We start from the raw sequence: 14,355 nt of genomic DNA, 5'->3' as shown, positions 1-14,355 counted from the left end.
CGCGCCCAGGCGGAGCGGCTGCGGGCGGCCGAGGGCGCGGCCGGCCAGGTGCGGCGTCTCGACGCGGAGCTGGAGGTGGCGCACCGGGCCGACGCGGTCGCCGCCGGCGAGAACGCGGCGGCGGCGGTGCGCTACCAGACCCTTGTGGACCGGCGGCTGGCCGGCCACGCCGTCGAGTTGGCCTCGCACCTCGTGCCGGGGGAGCCGTGCGAGGTGTGCGGCTCGACCGCGCATCCGGCTCCCGCCACCGGCGATGAAGAACCGGTCACCGAAGCCGACATCGTGGCGGCACGGGCATGCCTGAAGCAGGCGCAGACCCGACTCGATCAGACGCACGTCGCCGCAGGCACCGTGGCCACCGATCTGGCCGAGGCCCGGGCCCGGGCCGGGGAGCGCACCATCGACGAAATCGTCGCCGAAATGGCCGCGTCCGAGGTGGCCCTCGCCGCGGCCGTGAACGCGGGCGTGCGGGCGGCAGCGCTCGGCCTCGACAAGAGCCGGCTGCGGGCCGAACTCGACGAGGCCGGCCGTGCCCTGGCAGGCCTCTGCTCCGCCCGCGATGTGGCGGCCGTGCAGCTTGCCGAGCGCCGCAGCGCCCGACAGGCCATCGACGACCGAGTGTCCGCCCAGCGCGGCGACTTCGCCTCGGTGGGCCACCGGGTCGATCGGCTGCGGGCAGAGCTGGCCTCCGCGCGGGCCCTCGGCGAGGCCCTCGACCACAGCCGTGAGCGCCGGAGCCTGCGGAACGCCGCCGGCGCATCCGTTCAGGCTCAGCTGGACCGCGAAGGTTTCGTCGACGAGCAGGACGTGGCCGCCGCCCACCAGAACGACGCCGACGTGCGGCAGCTGGAAGAGCTGATCCGCGGCCACGACGATTCGCGCGCGGCGGCGCGCTCGGTGCTGGCTGAACCGGCACTCACGGGTCTTCCCGCCGGCCTGACCGACGTCGGTCCGGCCCGGGAAACCCTGGTGACGGCGGCGGCGGAACGGGATGCGGCGCTGGCCGAACGCGGCTCCCTGGGGGAGCGGGTGGCCGTCATGACCGGCCTGGTCACGGATGCCCGCGTGCACTTCGACGCCGGCGCGGAGCTTCTGTCCACGCAGACGCAGGTTAGGGAGTTGGCGGCGGCCGTGCACGGCGACGAACCCAACACGAAACGGATGCGCCTGGAGACCTACGTTCTCGCCGCGCAGCTCGAGCAGATCATTGCAGCGGCCAACAACCGGCTACGCACCATGACCGGGGGCCGCTACACCCTCGAACACGACGACTCGGTGCAGTTCCGTGGTGGCCAGTCCGGGCTCGGGCTGATGATCCGGGACGCGCACACCGGGCGGGCCCGCCCCACCCAGTCGCTCTCCGGCGGCGAGACGTTCCTGGCGTCACTGGCCCTCGCCCTCGGGCTGGCGGAAATCGTGTCGAACCAGGCCGGCGGCATCGCCCTCGACACCCTGTTCGTCGACGAGGGCTTCGGGTCCCTCGACGGCGCCACCCTGGAAACCGCGATGAGCACCCTGGACGGCCTCCGCGCCGGCGGCCGCACCATCGGTCTGATCAGCCATGTCGACTCCATGAAGGAGCAGATCCAGGCCAAGCTGGTCATCACCGTCACCGACCAGGGCTTCAGCGAGATCGACGAGGTCCTCGTGTCGGTGTAGCCGGGCTGTGCCGGTTCGTGCCGTGCCGGCGCGGGACTAGTCCAGACCGGGCGTGGCCGAGTAGGCAGGCTGGCCGGGGCAGGTCGCGAGCACGCGCACCATGGCGTCGTGCTCGGCCGGGGCCACCCATAGGCCGTAGGTGGCCTTCACGGAGATCTGGCGGGCCACATATTCGCAGCGGAACGACTTCTCCGCGGGTAGCCAGGTGGCGGCGTCCCCGTCGCCCTTCTGCGAGTTGGAGACACCGTCGGAGGCCAGCAGGTTCAGCGGGTCGTTGGCCAGGGCGATCCGCTCTTCCCGGGTCAGTTGTGCGGCGCCGGTTTGCCAGGCGTTCGACAAAGCGACCAGATGGTCGATCTGCACGAGCATCGAGGTGGTCTCGCCGCGCTCGAACGACACCGATTCGCCCGTGTACGGCGCCAGCAGCTGGCCGCTCAAGACCCGGCAGGACGCGTCGGTCACGATCGCGGCCAGGTCGCGGGCCAGGATATCGTTGCGGGTGTCGCAGCCGTTGTCGTCCACGTCGCGCCAGGCGGAGCCGAACTCGCCGGTGCGGTCGTAGCCGGTCTTCGCGGCCTTGCCCTTGACCGGCAGGGTGGCGAGCAGGTCGGCCGCGTCGCCGGTCACCGGGGCCGCGGCCGTGGATCCGACCGGGAAGGGAACGGATGTCTCGCCCGGTGTGACGCCGGGCACGCCGACCACGATCGCCCAGACCAAAGCCAGGAGCGGCAGGACCACCATCAGGGCGGTGACGGGCCGTCGCCTGGAACGCCGGCTGCGGGTTGACGCAGGCTTGCGAGATACGTGTGGCATGGTGCTCCCAGGGTCGGCTTTCGACCCTACCGGGCGGCAATAATGACGTATGACCAAAAACTGGACCCCGCTCGCCGCCGTCTACCTGGCGCTCAGCCTCGGCGGCCTCGTGGGCACCTGGACCTTCAACCTGCTGGCGATCGTGCAGCTACGCGACTTCGTCGGTGACTGGGTGAACAGCGGTCCGGCGGTGTCGTCACTGACCGTTGACCTGCTGGTGGTGGCGGTGGCCGGCAGCATCCTGATCATCGTCGAGGCCAGGCGGATCGGGATGAAGCGGGGTTGGCTCTACGTGGTGCTCTCGGGTCTGACAGCCTTCGCCTTCACCTTCCCGCTTTTCCTCGCAATGCGGGAACGCACGCTGCAGGCGCAGCGGGTGCGGCCGGCGCCTGCCGGAGCCCGGACCCGCTAGGCGCCAGCCAGGCGGACCAGCCAGGCGGACCAGCCAGGCGGTCTCGAACCAATTCGACGGAGATTTTGCTCAAAACCGGCCCCAAACATCCGTTTCAGCCCGAAATGCTCAAAATCTCCGTCGAATTCGTTAGGCCGCACTCAGCTAGTTGGTGTCGGCGGACCGCGCCCTCGTCGAGGGGCGCTTTGCCGCCGGCTTGCGTGGTGTCTTCGCGGCGGGCTTGGCGGCCCTCTTCGACGTCGGCTTTGCCGTAGCCTGCGTGGCGGCCAGCTTCGCCTGGCGTGATTTCAACTTCGGCTTCGGCTCCGTGATCCGCAGCACCTTGCCGCCGGTGTTGAGCACATTGTGCCGCGCGCCGGCCGGCACGACCATGGCGGAGTTCTTCCTGATCTTCGTCTTGGTGCCGTCGATCCAGATCTCGCCCTTGCCCTTCTCCACCCGAAAGTACTGGTCTCGATCCGGGTGCACCTCTTTCCCCGATGTCCTCGCCCGGCTCCAGCGCCATCACGACCAGCTGCAGCCCCCGGGCGGCGTACAGCACCTGGCGGAAATTCGAGTTGCGGATGGCCGCGTCCTCGATCTTGTCGACAAAACCCGTCATGGGATCCTCCGTTGTTCCAGTGCGCGGTAGTCGCGGCGGCGGAAGTGCTCAACCGCCGCAGTCAACCCCGCTGTTTGCGCCAAAGGGTGAAGTATGCTTCACTTGTTTTCGGAGGGGAGTAATCCCCAGCGTGTGGTCGTCATTACGGTTCCGTCATCGGAGCCCGGCCACAGGGACCCGATCCGGGTTGGACCAGACCTCCAGTCGAAAAAGTGACTGGAAGGTATTCCCCATGGACGTTTCCCTCTACGCCTGGCTGGCGGTGTTCGGCATCATCGCCGTCATGCTCGCCGTCGACCTGTTCGCCCATCGCAAGGCCCATGTGATCGGAGTGCGCGAAGCCGCGATCTGGTCCGTGATCTGGGTGCTCATCGGCATCTCCTTCGGCGTCGTGATCTGGGTGACGGCCGGGGCCGAGTTCGGGCAGCAGTACTACGCGGGCTACCTGATCGAAAAGTCCCTCGCGGTCGACAACGTCTTCGTCTGGGCGATCATCTTCGCCGCTTTCGCGGTGCCGCGCCAGTACCAGCACCGGGTGCTGTTCCTCGGCGTTCTCGGTGCGCTCGTGCTGCGCGGCATCTTCATCGCCGCGGGCGCCGTGTTGATCGAGAACTTCTCCTGGATTCTCTACGTCTTCGCTGCGTTCCTGATCTTCACGGGCTACCGCATGATCCGCACCCGCAACGAGCACGCGCACCCCGAGAAATCCCAAGTGCTGCGTCTCTTCCGCCGCTTCATCCCGATGACCGAGACGTTCCACGGCCAGCGCTTACTCGTGCGCAAGAACGGCATTCTGCTCGCCACACCGCTGCTGGCGGTGCTCGTGCTCGTCGAGGTGACGGATGTCGTGTTCGCCGTGGACTCCATCCCGGCCATCTTCGCGGTCACCAGTGAACCGTTCATCGTCTTCACCGCCAACGCCTTTGCAATCCTCGGCCTCCGGGCGATGTACTTCCTGCTCGCCGACCTCATGCACCGATTCGTCTACCTGAAGATTGGTCTCTCGCTGGTGCTGATCTGGGTGGGCGTCAAGATGCTGCTGCTCGACGTCTTCTACATCCCGACGACCGTTTCCCTATCTGTGATCGCGCTGATCATCGCGGTTTCGGTCATGCTCAGCCTCCGGGCCACGCGCGGCCAGGGGCGGCGCGAGTTCGAGGCCGCTCCCGTCGGCTCGTTCCGCGAGGCCACCCCTGAGGAACTCGCCCAGATGGAGCCGGTCTGGCGCCGATCGGCCCGCACGCCCGAGCAGAAGGCACAGAATGCCGAGCAGAAGGCCGAACAGAAGGCTGAGCAGAAGAAGGTGAACGAGACCCTCCGATGACCGAGATGCTGCCCGAACCGCCGCCCGTTCCGCCGCCTGGACCGACGGATGCCCCCGGCAAGCCGTGGACGTTCCTCACCCACCACGCGCACCTGCTCCTGGCTATCGCGGGGAACCCCGATGCGCGGGTGCAGGAGCTCGCCGACACGGTGGGGGTGTCAACCCGGGCGGCGCTGAGCATCATGGCGGACCTGGTCACGGCCGGCTACATCCGCCGCGAACGGGTGGGGCGGCGCAATCACTACAGCATCGAGCGGAACCGGCCGTTCCGGCATCCGTCGACCGCGGCGCACAGCGTCGACGAGATGATCGCCGCGTTCAGCACATTCGCGCCGCCAACGCGATCGATCTGACCGCGACAGCGGATCAGGCCACGGGTTCGGTCGTCAAAACCTGTGGCCGGAGGCGGCTCGCGGCGATTGCGGCCGCGGCGAGACCGGTGATGAAGGTCGCGATGCCGAGCACGTAGAAGATCACGGTCACGTAGCCGCCCGGCTGGGCCGGTTCGAGGAAGGGATAGGTGTAGAAGCCGGTCAGGGTGCCCCGCACCACGGCGTAAGCCACCCAAGCCAGCGGGTAGATCAGGGCAACACCGAGGCGCTTCCAGGCCAGGGCCGGGCGCCCCGGCGAGAGGATCCAGTCCAGCGCGATGAAGATCGGCGCCCAGACGTGCAACACCTCGTTGGGCCAGCCGACACCGATGAAGCCATCGGAGACGACGTTGCGCAGCAGCGCGTTGTAGACGACCCCGGTGACGACCGCGTAGGTGAGTACCGACATTCGCACCACGGTGAGGAGTTGGGAATCCGTGCTTCGGCGAAGGGCGAGGGAACCTCCCACGAGCAGCACGACCACGTTCATCAGGCTCGACTGGATGGTGAAGTAGCCGAAATACTCGGTCGCCACGAAGGCGTCGTTCCAGAGCTGGTCGGTGATCTGCGTAATGATGCTCGCGAGGAGTAGCAGTCCCATGCCGATCCGCAGCAGACCGGAAAGCTGCCGGAAGGTGGAGGGCGATGCTGAGTCGGAGCCCACCGGAGAGATCGCTGTTGAAGTCACTGGAAAAGAATAGTGCGGACGAGCTGGGGATTTAGCAAGGCAGGCCGCTTGCCCGGAAGGGGGTCAGCAGCAGAGGCAGGATACTGTTGACGTTCATGCTTATTTAGTTCCTCTTATGAGTAGGCTCACGCTGAAATTCTCGCTGAGGACACGACAGGAAGGTCACAGTTGCTGGAAGTAACTGCGCTCCGCTGGACGCTCACCATCGCCGTCATTCTGGGTCTGCTCGCGTTGGACCTGGGTTTGGCCATCGCCCGGCCGCACGTCGTCAAGTTTCGGGAGGCCGCACTCTCGTCGGTGCTGTACATCGCGGTCGCGATCCTGTTCGGTCTCGTTTTCGCGGCGCAGGTGGGCTGGGGGTTCGGCGCGGAATACTTCGCCGGGTACATCGTTGAGAAGAGCCTGTCCATCGACAACCTCTTCGTTTTCGTGATCATCATGTCGACCTTCGCGGTCCCGGAAAAATACCAGCAGAAAGTTCTCATCTTCGGGATCCTGCTGGCACTCATTCTGCGGGCGATCTTCATTGCACTGGGTTCCGCCCTGCTTTCGCTGTTCTCATTCATGTTCCTGATCTTCGGTCTGGTGCTGATCTTCACAGCCGTACAGCTCTTCCGGCACCGTAACGTCGACCCTGACGTGCAAGACAACGTACTGGTCCGGGTGGCCCGTCGGGGCCTGACCGTTACCGACGACTATGTCGACGGTCGAATGTTCACGCGGAGCGCCGGCCGCCGCGCGGTGACACCGCTGTTTATCGTGCTGATAGCGATCGGCAGCACCGATCTCCTGTTCGCACTCGATTCGATCCCGGCGATCTTCGGAATCACCGATGAGGCGTACATCGTCTTCACCGCCAACGCCTTCGCGCTGCTCGGGCTCCGGGCGCTCTTCTTCCTCGTCAAGGGGCTTCTCGACCGGCTGGTCTACCTGTCGACCGGCCTGTCCCTCATCCTGGCCTTCATCGGTGTGAAACTCGTTCTGCATTGGGCACACGGCCTTGATGGCCGAGTGCCGGAGATCAGCACGAATCTCAGCCTGATCGTCATCGGTGTGGTCTTGACCGTGACCACGGTCGCCAGCCTGATCAAGACACGCCAGGATCCCACGGTGCGAGCTCATGCCGGCTCACTCCGGGCAGCGGATCATTCCGAGACTGAACCAGCGGATCAGCCCGACTCCGGGCACAAGAGTTGACGGGCAGGTGAGGGGCTGAGCCGCTGCCCGGCGAGGTCGGCCCCACGCCTGGATGTGCACCTAGAAGGGGAACAGCAGCCGGTGCAGGAACTGCCGGGTGCGGTCCTCCTTCGGGTGGCGCAGCAGCTGATTCGGGTCGCCATGCTCGACGATCCGGCCACCGTCGACGAAGGCCACCTCGGTGGCTACCTCGCGCGCGAATTCGAGTTCGTGGGTCACGATCACCATGCTCCAGCCCTCCACCGCCAGTTCCTTGATCAGGCGCAGAACATCGCCCACGAGTTCCGGGTCGAGGGATGACGTGGGCTCGTCGAAGAGCAGCAGCTGCGGGCGCAGGGCGAGCGCGCGCACGATGCCCACACGCTGCTGCTGGCCGCCGGAGAGTTCGAACGGGTAGCTGTCCTTCTTGGCGCTGAGGCCCACGCGGTCGAGCAACGCGAGCGCCTCCGCTTCGACCTCCGCCTTCGGGCGGCGCTGCACCACCACGGGCCCCTCCAGCACGTTCTCCAGTACGGTCTTGTGCGGGAACAGGTTGTAGTGCTGGAAGACCATGGCCGACCGGTCGCGCAGAGCCGCACGCTGACTCTTCCCCGGAATGGCTGCGAAGTCGACCGACAGTTCGTCGGCCACGTCGATCGTTCCGCCGTCGGCCAGTTCCAGGCCGTTCAGGCAGCGCAGGATGGTGGTCTTGCCGGAACCGGAGGGTCCGATCAGGGCGAGCACGTGGCCGCGACCCACCGTCAGCTCGATGGATTGCAACACCTGGTTGGCGCCGAAACTCTTCTGGAGCCCGCGCACGCGGAGCAGGGCGTCGGAGGTCGCCGCGGCATCCGGGGCCGTCGGTTCGGTCGGATCAATCGGATCAGTGGGGGACATAGCGGTCCAATCGCTTCTCGAGAACGCTCTGCACCGAGGACAGGCCCAGGCAGATCACCCAGTAGACCAGGGCGGCTTCGAGGTAGAGCAGCATGAATTCCTGGCTGAAGGCGGCCACCTGCTGTGCTTCGCGGAACAGCTCCGTGACCAGGATCAGCGAGGCGAGGGAGGTGTCCTTGACCAGGCTGATGAAGGTGTTCGACAGGGGCGGAACCGAGACACGGGCGGCCTGCGGCAGGATGATCCGGGTCAGCGCGCGACGGTGCGACATGCCGATCATGTAGGCCGCCTCCCATTGTCCCTTGGGCACCGAGAGGATGGCAGCCCGAATCACTTCGGCGGCGTAGCCGCCGACGTTGAGCGAGAACGCCATCACAGCGCTCGGCCACGGATCGATCAGGATGCCCAGCGACGGCAGGCCGTAGAAGATCACGAACAACTGGACCAACAGTGGGGTACCGCGCACGATCGAGATGTAGACCCGGGCGATGCCGGACACCCACCGGCGCCGGGAGAGGCGCATCAACGCCAGCCCGAGCGCGAGCGCCAGACCGATCGTGAACGAGGCGAGCGCCAGCGGGATGGTGCCGAGAATCGCCCCCTGCACGATGGGACCGAGCGAGGTCCAGAACAGGTCCCAGGCGGATTGGTTCATGGCTGGACGGGGTTACTGGGAAACGTCGGACCCGAAGTACTTCTCCGAGATCGACGTCAGGGTGCCGGCGGCGGCGAGCTTCTCGAGGGCCGCGTCGACGGCGTCCGTCAGCTCCGTGCTTCCCTTGACGAAAGCGAACGAGGTTGCGGACTTTTCGTCGGTGTTCGCGGCGACCTTGAGCCCGGTGGCGCCGGTCTGCTTCTGGTAGTCGAGGAAGGTAAGGTTGTCGTTCACGGTCGCGTCGACGCGGCCCTGTTCGACCAGGGCGACCGACTGGGCCCAGCCCTCGACGGCCTGCACACGTGCGCCGCTCTCGGTGGCGAGGGTGTTCCAGTTGCTGGTGAGCGACTGGGCGGTGGTCTTGCCGGCCAGGGTCTCGAAGGAGGTGATCGAGGTGTTGTCGCTCTTGACCACGATCACGCCGGTCGAGAACGTGTAGGGGGTCGAGAAGTTGTACTTGGCGACGCGTTCCGGGGTGGCCGTGACCTGGTTGGCGATGACGTCGAAGCGGCCGGCCTCGAGGCCGGCGAAGATGCCGTCCCACTGGGTTTCCTCAAACTTGGCCGTGACTCCGAGCTCGGCTGCGACGGCCTCGATGATCTCGACGTCGTAGCCGGCCAGTGCGCCGGAGCCACCCTCGTGGAAGGTGAACGGGCGGTACGTGCCCTCGGTGCCGATGGTGAGCACGCCCGCGTCTATGACGGAGGACAGCGAGGTGTCGGCGCCGGTGGTGGTTGCGTCGTCGGTGTCGGTGCTCGCGGAGCAGCCGGCCAGCGACACGGTGAGCGCTGTGAGTAATACCGCCGACAGGATCTTGAGCTTCATTTTTCTGGCCTAACCGAGGTTGCAGGTGCGTATTCATCGCCGAAAAGCGATGTCTGAAGACTAACAAGGAGTGCGCCCCGGTAAGTATTCCCGTGACGCGCCGCGTCACACACCGGTTAGGCCCCGGTCAATGGCCTTGCCGGGGATTTTGGGCCGGAATAGGCTGCGCTCGACCCGTGCACCCGATGTTCGTTCTCGGATGTGCAGGTACTCCGGTCCTTACCCGACCCGAATCGGCCCGACCCGAAGGAGCCTGCAATGAAGCTGACTGCCGACCAACACGACCGATCAGCAGCGGTGCTGCTGGGCATGGCCTGCGGGGACGCGCTCGGGGCCGGCTACGAGTTTGCCGGGCCGCTACCGGAAACCACCCCGGTCAGCATGCGCGGCGGCGGCGGCTTCCACTGGGTACCCGGCGAGTGGACCGACTACACGGCCATGGCGGTGCCGCTCGCGATCGCCGCGGCGGAGGGCGGGGATCTCAGAGACGACTCGGTCCTCGACATCGTCGTGGCCCAATGGGTGGCCTGGGCGAAATCGGCACCGTACGCGGGCGTGCAGTTGGGGGCGGTGCTCTCGGGCAGCGAGCCGAACGCCGACTCCGTGCGTCGCGGGGCGAGGGAGCAGCATGATCGCAACGGGCGCAGCGCCGGCAACGGATCGCTCCTGAGAACCGCGCCGGTGGCGCTGGCGTTCCTCGGCGATCCGGTCGCCTTGGCCGAGGCCGCGCGCCTGGTCAGCGAGCTGACGCACCGTGAAACCGAGGCAGGCGATGCCTGCGTGCTGTTCGGGCTCGCTTTGCGGCACGCCGTGCTCGAGGGCGAACTCGACATTCGGGTGGGCCTGTCCGCCCTGACGAGCGAGCGCCGCGCGGACTGGTCTACCCGGTTCGACGATGCCGAGCGTGAACGGCCCGCGGATTTCCCGGGTAACGGCTGGGTCGTGCAGACCCTGCAGGCTGCCTGGTCGGCGATCACGTACGCCCGGGGAACGGATGCCGGCCAGGTGCGTCGCGCCATCGAAGTCGCGGCGCGCGGCGGCGGCGACACCGACGCCGTAGCAGGTGTCGCTGGCGCGCTGACCGCCGCTCGCTGGGGGCTGGAAGCTGTGCCAACAACCTGGCGCCACCTGGTGCAGGGCTGGCCGGGGCTGCGCGGCGTTGACCTGGTGCGCCTGTCCATGCAGTCAGCCCACTGCGGAACGGTCGGGGGAGTCCGGGCCGACGAGGTCGGCTTGCAGCGCACGGTCAAGCTGCGCGCGCTGCGTTGACGTCAGGGCGAAAGCTTCAGTTCTCCGGCAGCTCAGGACTTCAACGCCAACGCGAACGGCAGCACGGCCGCCACCCCCTGGCGACGCAGTAGGCGGCCCGCGACCGTGAGCGTCCAGCGGCTGTCGGCGAAGTCATCGACGAGCAGGATCGGTCGGCCCTGCACCGTGTCGAGGGCCGCGGCCAGCTTCGGTCCCACCGCGAAACGGTCCCAGACGTTGGAGAGCCGGTAGGCGCTGTTGCCGCCCGCCGTGCCGGTGGGGCCGCCGTTCACGAGGTCGAGCGAGCCGAGCCAGGGCAGGCGGCCGGCCTCGGCGAACGCCCGAGCTACCGATCCGACCAGCAACGGATGCCGCCGCGAGGGCACGCTCACCACCGCGGCCGGCCGTTCGTCCCAGCCCCACTCCGCCAGCACGCGGATGCAGGCCTGGATCAGGGCTGGGCTCGCCGGGGCATCCGTGGACGGCGCGTCGGAGGACTGGGTGGCGAACAGGTCGCGTAGCGGGCCGCCCCAGCCCAGATCGGTGAGGCGGGCGAGGGCGCGGCCGGGCAGCATCCGTTCGCCGGTCGGGATGTTGCCGCGCACGTTCACGCCCAGGCTCGCCACCCCGGTGGGCCACTGCGCGCGCGGCTCGAGAGCCACGCCGACCCGGTCGAGGGCCCGGGCGGCGGCCGAGGTCATCTCGGGCCGCACGTCGCCGGGGAACCAGGCCGTGGTGCAGTTGTCGCAGCGGCCGCAGGCCACCGCGGTGTCGTCGTCGAGCGCGCGCTGCAAGAATTCCATCCGGCAGCCGGTGGTGCGCTCGTAGTCGAGCATCGCCTGCTGCTCGCTCACCCGGGCGGCGGTGATGCGTTCGTAGCGTTCCCGGTCGTAGAACCAGGGCCGGCCGGTGGACACCCAGCCGCCGGTGACGCGGCGCACGGCGCCGTCGACGTCGAGCACCTTCAGCAGCAGCTCGAGCGGGCTGCGCTTAAGGTCGACGCGGGCCTCGAGCGCCGGTGTGGACAGCGGGGCCAATCCGTGCTCCGTGAGCGCCCCGATCACGGCTTCCGCCTTGTGCTGGCTGGGCATCGAGGAGGTGGCGAAGTACTGCCAGATGTCTTCGTCTTCGACTCCGGGCAGCAGCAGCACGTCGGCGTTCTCGGTGGCGCGGCCGGCGCGGCCGACCTGCTGGTAGTAGGCCACGGGGGAGGAGGGGGCACCCAGGTGCAACACGAAGCCGAGGTCGGGCTTGTCGAACCCCATGCCCAGGGCGCTGGTGGCGACGAGGGCCTTGACCTTGTTGCGCTTGAGCATGCTCTCGGACTCCTCCCGCTCCGCGGTGTCGGTCTGCCCGGTATAGGCGCGCACCGGGTGCCCGGCCTCCCGCAGCAGACGTGCGGTGTCTTCCGCCGCCGAGACGGTGAGGGTGTAGATGATGCCGCTACCGGGCAGCTCGTCGATGTGGCTGAGCAGCCAGGCCAGCCGGGAGCGCGAGTCGGGCAGGCGCAGTACGCCGAGGCGTAGGGATGCCCGGGCGAGCGGGCCGCGGATGGTGACCACCTCAGCGCCTGCCACGCCGGTTGCGCCGTTTGCGACCGTCGCGCCGGTCGAGACGAGCTGTGCCGCGACATCCGTCACCACGCGGCTGTTCGCCGTGGCCGTGGTCGCCAGCACCGGCACCCCGGCGGGCATCTGGGCGATCAGGTCGCGCAGGCGCCGATAGTCGGGCCGGAAATCATGGCCCCAGTCGGAGATGCAGTGGGCCTCGTCGACGACGAGCAGGCCCACCCGGGCGAGGAGCGCGGGGAGCTGCTCGTCGCGGAACTTCGGGTTGTTGAGTCGCTCCGGCGACACCAGCAGCACATCGACCTCGTCGTCGATCAGCTGCTGCTGCACCTCTGCCCACTCGTGCGGGTTGGAAGAGTTGATCGACACGGCGCGCACCCCGGCCCGGGCTGCCGCGGCCACCTGGTCGCGCATCAGGGCGAGCAGCGGCGACACCAGGATGGTGGGGCCGGCTCCCTGGCGGCGCAGCAGCAGCGTGGCGACGAAGTAGACGGCCGACTTGCCCCACCCGGTGCGTTGCACGACCAGGGCCCGTCGGCGCTGGTCGACGAGGGTCTCGATCGCCTCGAACTGTCCCTCGTGGAAGTCGGCGTCGTCACGCCCGACCAGGTTGCGCAGAATCTCGAGGGCGGCGGCGCGGGTGTCGGTCATCCGTCCAGCTTCGCAGATGCTGGTGACAGTACGTCGGGCGCCAGGCCGCGCGGCGCAGGTTATGGAAGCGGGCACACGGACGAACGTGCGCCTGCTTCCCCAGGGTGCGCCGCGACGCCGATCCTGCGAGCGCGGCTACAGTGCGTCGAGCCGGGCGGCGACGTCGGCCGGGAAGCCGCCCGTGCCGATCGGGCTCCACCGGCTGGGGGTGATGCGGATCAGGGACTTGTCCTGAAGCGCCATCGCCGCCCGGTACTCGGCCCAGTCGGAGTGCTCGCCGGAGATGCAGCGGAAGTACTCGACCAGCCCGTCGCCGGCCTCGGGCATGTGCAGCACCTCGGCGTCGCCGTCGACCTGGATCCAGCCGCCGTCCCAGTCTTCCGAGAGCACCAGTACGGAGGCAAGCACATTTCGCTCCGCGTTGCGGGTTTTCGCCCGGGCAGGATAGGAGGAGATCACGATTCGGCCGGAGGGGTCGACCCCGCCGGTCACGGGCGAGATCTGCGGGCGGCCGTCGGTGCGGGTGGTGGCCAGCAGCATCCGGTGCCTCGGGCGCACGAAAGCGAGCATCTCGGCGAGGTCGACTGTGGTGGTGGTTGCAATGTCTCTGGCCATGATCCAAGGCTACGGCAGAGCGGATGCCCGACACGATCGGTCGCATCAGGCTCCGCGGCCACACCTCGCTATGCTCGCACCGTGAAGGTCGTCCAGGAACTCGAAACACGCATGCACCCCGACTCCGTCGCCGGGTTCCGCCTGGTGCTCGCGGAGGCACGGGTGACCGACTCCATTCTGCTGCCGGTGCGGGCGATGGAGCGCATGGTGGCGCCCGTGCAGTGGATGCTGCGCCGCGTCGGTGAGCACGGCATCCGTCTGACCCAGGCCGGCTACCTCCCGCCCGCGGTGGTCGTGGAAGCCTCGACCCAGCTCGACTGGGGCTGGCCCGTCACGGCCAGCCGGGAGAGCCACTTCCTGCCTCTGCTGGAGTTGCGCGCACACCTGCGCAGCGTGGGCCTGCTCCGAGTGAGCAAGGGGATGCTGCTGCAGACCAGTCGCGGCCGGGCGCTCGTCGAGGCGCCGCGCGATCTGTGGTGGCATCTGGCCAGAACCGCGCACCAGAGTCGCGACCCGGCCGAGTCCGACGCCACCAGGCTGCTGCTCCTACTCATCGCGCGGCGGGGTTTTGACGAGGCCGAGCTGTTCAAACAGCTGCTGGCCCTCAGTTTGGAGACCATCGGTTGGGTGCGGGCCGACGGTGCCCCGCTCTCCAGTGACGCGGCCTTCAACCTGGTGCTGCCGAAGTGGCGCTTGCTGCGCCGACTCGGTGTGTTCGATGCCGGCACCAGCAGTTACACGCGCTGGATCGTCACGCCCGGTGGGGCCGCGTTCGCCCGGGCGGCCCTGCAGTCCGAGGTCTGAGGCGCGCCGCGGACCACCATGCATGAGGCCGACGGGGAGCACGAATAA

Annotated in this window: 14 protein-coding genes and 1 pseudogene; 7 read left to right on the top strand and 8 right to left on the bottom strand. The window is 68.0% G+C overall.

Annotation, left to right across the window (positions count from 1 at the left end; genetic code table 11):
- Positions 1–1,659, top strand: a 1,659-nt coding sequence (locus E3N86_RS02030; protein WP_304990859.1) for an SbcC/MukB-like Walker B domain-containing protein, incomplete at its 5' end; no start/stop codon positions are given.
- Between the two features lie 36 nt (positions 1,660–1,695).
- On the opposite strand, the gene E3N86_RS02025 is transcribed toward E3N86_RS02030, so the two are convergent.
- Positions 1,696–2,472, bottom strand: a complete 777-nt coding sequence (locus E3N86_RS02025; protein ID WP_166784974.1) for an HNH endonuclease family protein — start codon at positions 2,470–2,472, stop codon at positions 1,696–1,698.
- 49 nt (positions 2,473–2,521) lie between these two features.
- On the opposite strand from E3N86_RS02025, the gene E3N86_RS02020 reads away from it, so the two are divergent.
- Positions 2,522–2,884, top strand: coding sequence for a DUF2834 domain-containing protein (locus E3N86_RS02020; protein WP_104193930.1), 363 nt, complete (start codon positions 2,522–2,524; stop codon positions 2,882–2,884).
- A gap of 144 nt (positions 2,885–3,028) precedes the next feature.
- Here the strand turns inward: E3N86_RS02020 and E3N86_RS02015 are convergent.
- Positions 3,029–3,355, bottom strand: a pseudogene (locus E3N86_RS02015) (cupin domain-containing protein); the annotation flags it as partial.
- A gap of 362 nt (positions 3,356–3,717) precedes the next feature.
- Here E3N86_RS02015 and E3N86_RS02010 point away from each other — a divergent pair.
- Together E3N86_RS02010 and E3N86_RS02005 are read left to right on the top strand one after the other, a co-directional pair.
- The gene (locus E3N86_RS02010; protein WP_134511233.1) at positions 3,718–4,809 is read left to right on the top strand and encodes a TerC family protein; all 1,092 of its coding nucleotides are present in this window, start codon (positions 3,718–3,720) and stop codon (positions 4,807–4,809) included.
- A complete protein-coding gene (locus E3N86_RS02005; RefSeq protein ID WP_134420938.1) occupies positions 4,806–5,162 on the top strand; it encodes a winged helix-turn-helix domain-containing protein in 357 nt (118 codons plus the stop codon). The genes E3N86_RS02010 and E3N86_RS02005 overlap by 4 nt, the downstream gene beginning before the upstream one ends.
- 13 nt (positions 5,163–5,175) lie before the next feature.
- Here the strand turns inward: E3N86_RS02005 and E3N86_RS02000 are convergent, their stop codons facing one another.
- Positions 5,176–5,868, bottom strand: coding sequence for a Pr6Pr family membrane protein (locus tag E3N86_RS02000; RefSeq protein WP_104099664.1), 693 nt, complete (start codon positions 5,866–5,868; stop codon positions 5,176–5,178).
- 168 nt (positions 5,869–6,036) lie between these two features.
- On the opposite strand from E3N86_RS02000, the gene E3N86_RS01995 reads away from it, so the two are divergent.
- Entirely contained in the window at positions 6,037–7,065 is a 1,029-nt protein-coding gene (locus tag E3N86_RS01995; protein WP_104099663.1) for a TerC/Alx family metal homeostasis membrane protein, read from the top strand.
- 60 nt (positions 7,066–7,125) lie between these two features.
- Here the strand turns inward: E3N86_RS01995 and E3N86_RS01990 are convergent, their stop codons facing one another.
- The 3 genes from E3N86_RS01990 to E3N86_RS01980 are packed head-to-tail and all read right to left on the bottom strand — an operon-like array spanning position 7,126 to position 9,421.
- A complete protein-coding gene (locus tag E3N86_RS01990) occupies positions 7,126–7,941 on the bottom strand; it encodes an amino acid ABC transporter ATP-binding protein (protein WP_134511232.1) in 816 nt (271 codons plus the stop codon).
- On the bottom strand, positions 7,928–8,596 hold the full coding sequence (locus E3N86_RS01985; RefSeq protein WP_104099661.1) for an amino acid ABC transporter permease: 669 nt from the start codon (positions 8,594–8,596) through the stop codon (positions 7,928–7,930). The genes E3N86_RS01990 and E3N86_RS01985 overlap by 14 nt, the downstream gene beginning before the upstream one ends.
- Positions 8,597–8,608: 12 nt before the next feature.
- Complete coding sequence (locus tag E3N86_RS01980; protein WP_134401941.1) at positions 8,609–9,421, bottom strand: amino acid ABC transporter substrate-binding protein; 813 nt, start codon at positions 9,419–9,421, stop codon at positions 8,609–8,611.
- A 258-nt stretch (positions 9,422–9,679) separates the two neighbouring features.
- On the opposite strand from E3N86_RS01980, the gene E3N86_RS01975 reads away from it, so the two are divergent.
- Positions 9,680–10,690: an ADP-ribosylglycohydrolase family protein gene (locus E3N86_RS01975; RefSeq protein WP_134342012.1), complete on the top strand. Its 1,011-nt coding sequence runs from the start codon at positions 9,680–9,682 to the stop codon at positions 10,688–10,690.
- A 32-nt stretch (positions 10,691–10,722) separates the two neighbouring features.
- Here the strand turns inward: E3N86_RS01975 and E3N86_RS01970 are convergent, their stop codons facing one another.
- Together E3N86_RS01970 and E3N86_RS01965 are read right to left on the bottom strand one after the other, a co-directional pair.
- The gene (locus tag E3N86_RS01970; RefSeq protein ID WP_134511231.1) at positions 10,723–12,888 is read right to left on the bottom strand and encodes a RecQ family ATP-dependent DNA helicase; all 2,166 of its coding nucleotides are present in this window, start codon (positions 12,886–12,888) and stop codon (positions 10,723–10,725) included.
- Positions 12,889–13,023: 135 nt separating this feature from the next.
- Positions 13,024–13,503, bottom strand: coding sequence for a PPOX class F420-dependent oxidoreductase (locus E3N86_RS01965; RefSeq protein ID WP_134342014.1), 480 nt, complete (start codon positions 13,501–13,503; stop codon positions 13,024–13,026).
- An 81-nt stretch (positions 13,504–13,584) separates the two neighbouring features.
- Here E3N86_RS01965 and E3N86_RS01960 point away from each other — a divergent pair, with 81 nt between their 5' ends.
- Entirely contained in the window at positions 13,585–14,307 is a 723-nt protein-coding gene (locus E3N86_RS01960) for a hypothetical protein (protein ID WP_104099656.1), read from the top strand.
- Positions 14,308–14,355: the final 48 nt, after the last annotated feature.

Source organism: Cryobacterium sp. Hz7 (genome assembly GCF_004402815.1).
GTDB lineage: Bacteria > Actinomycetota > Actinomycetes > Actinomycetales > Microbacteriaceae > Cryobacterium > Cryobacterium sandaracinum.
The sequence above is the reverse complement of the archived record's forward strand: the minus strand, read 5'-3'. Positions and strand labels throughout refer to the sequence as shown.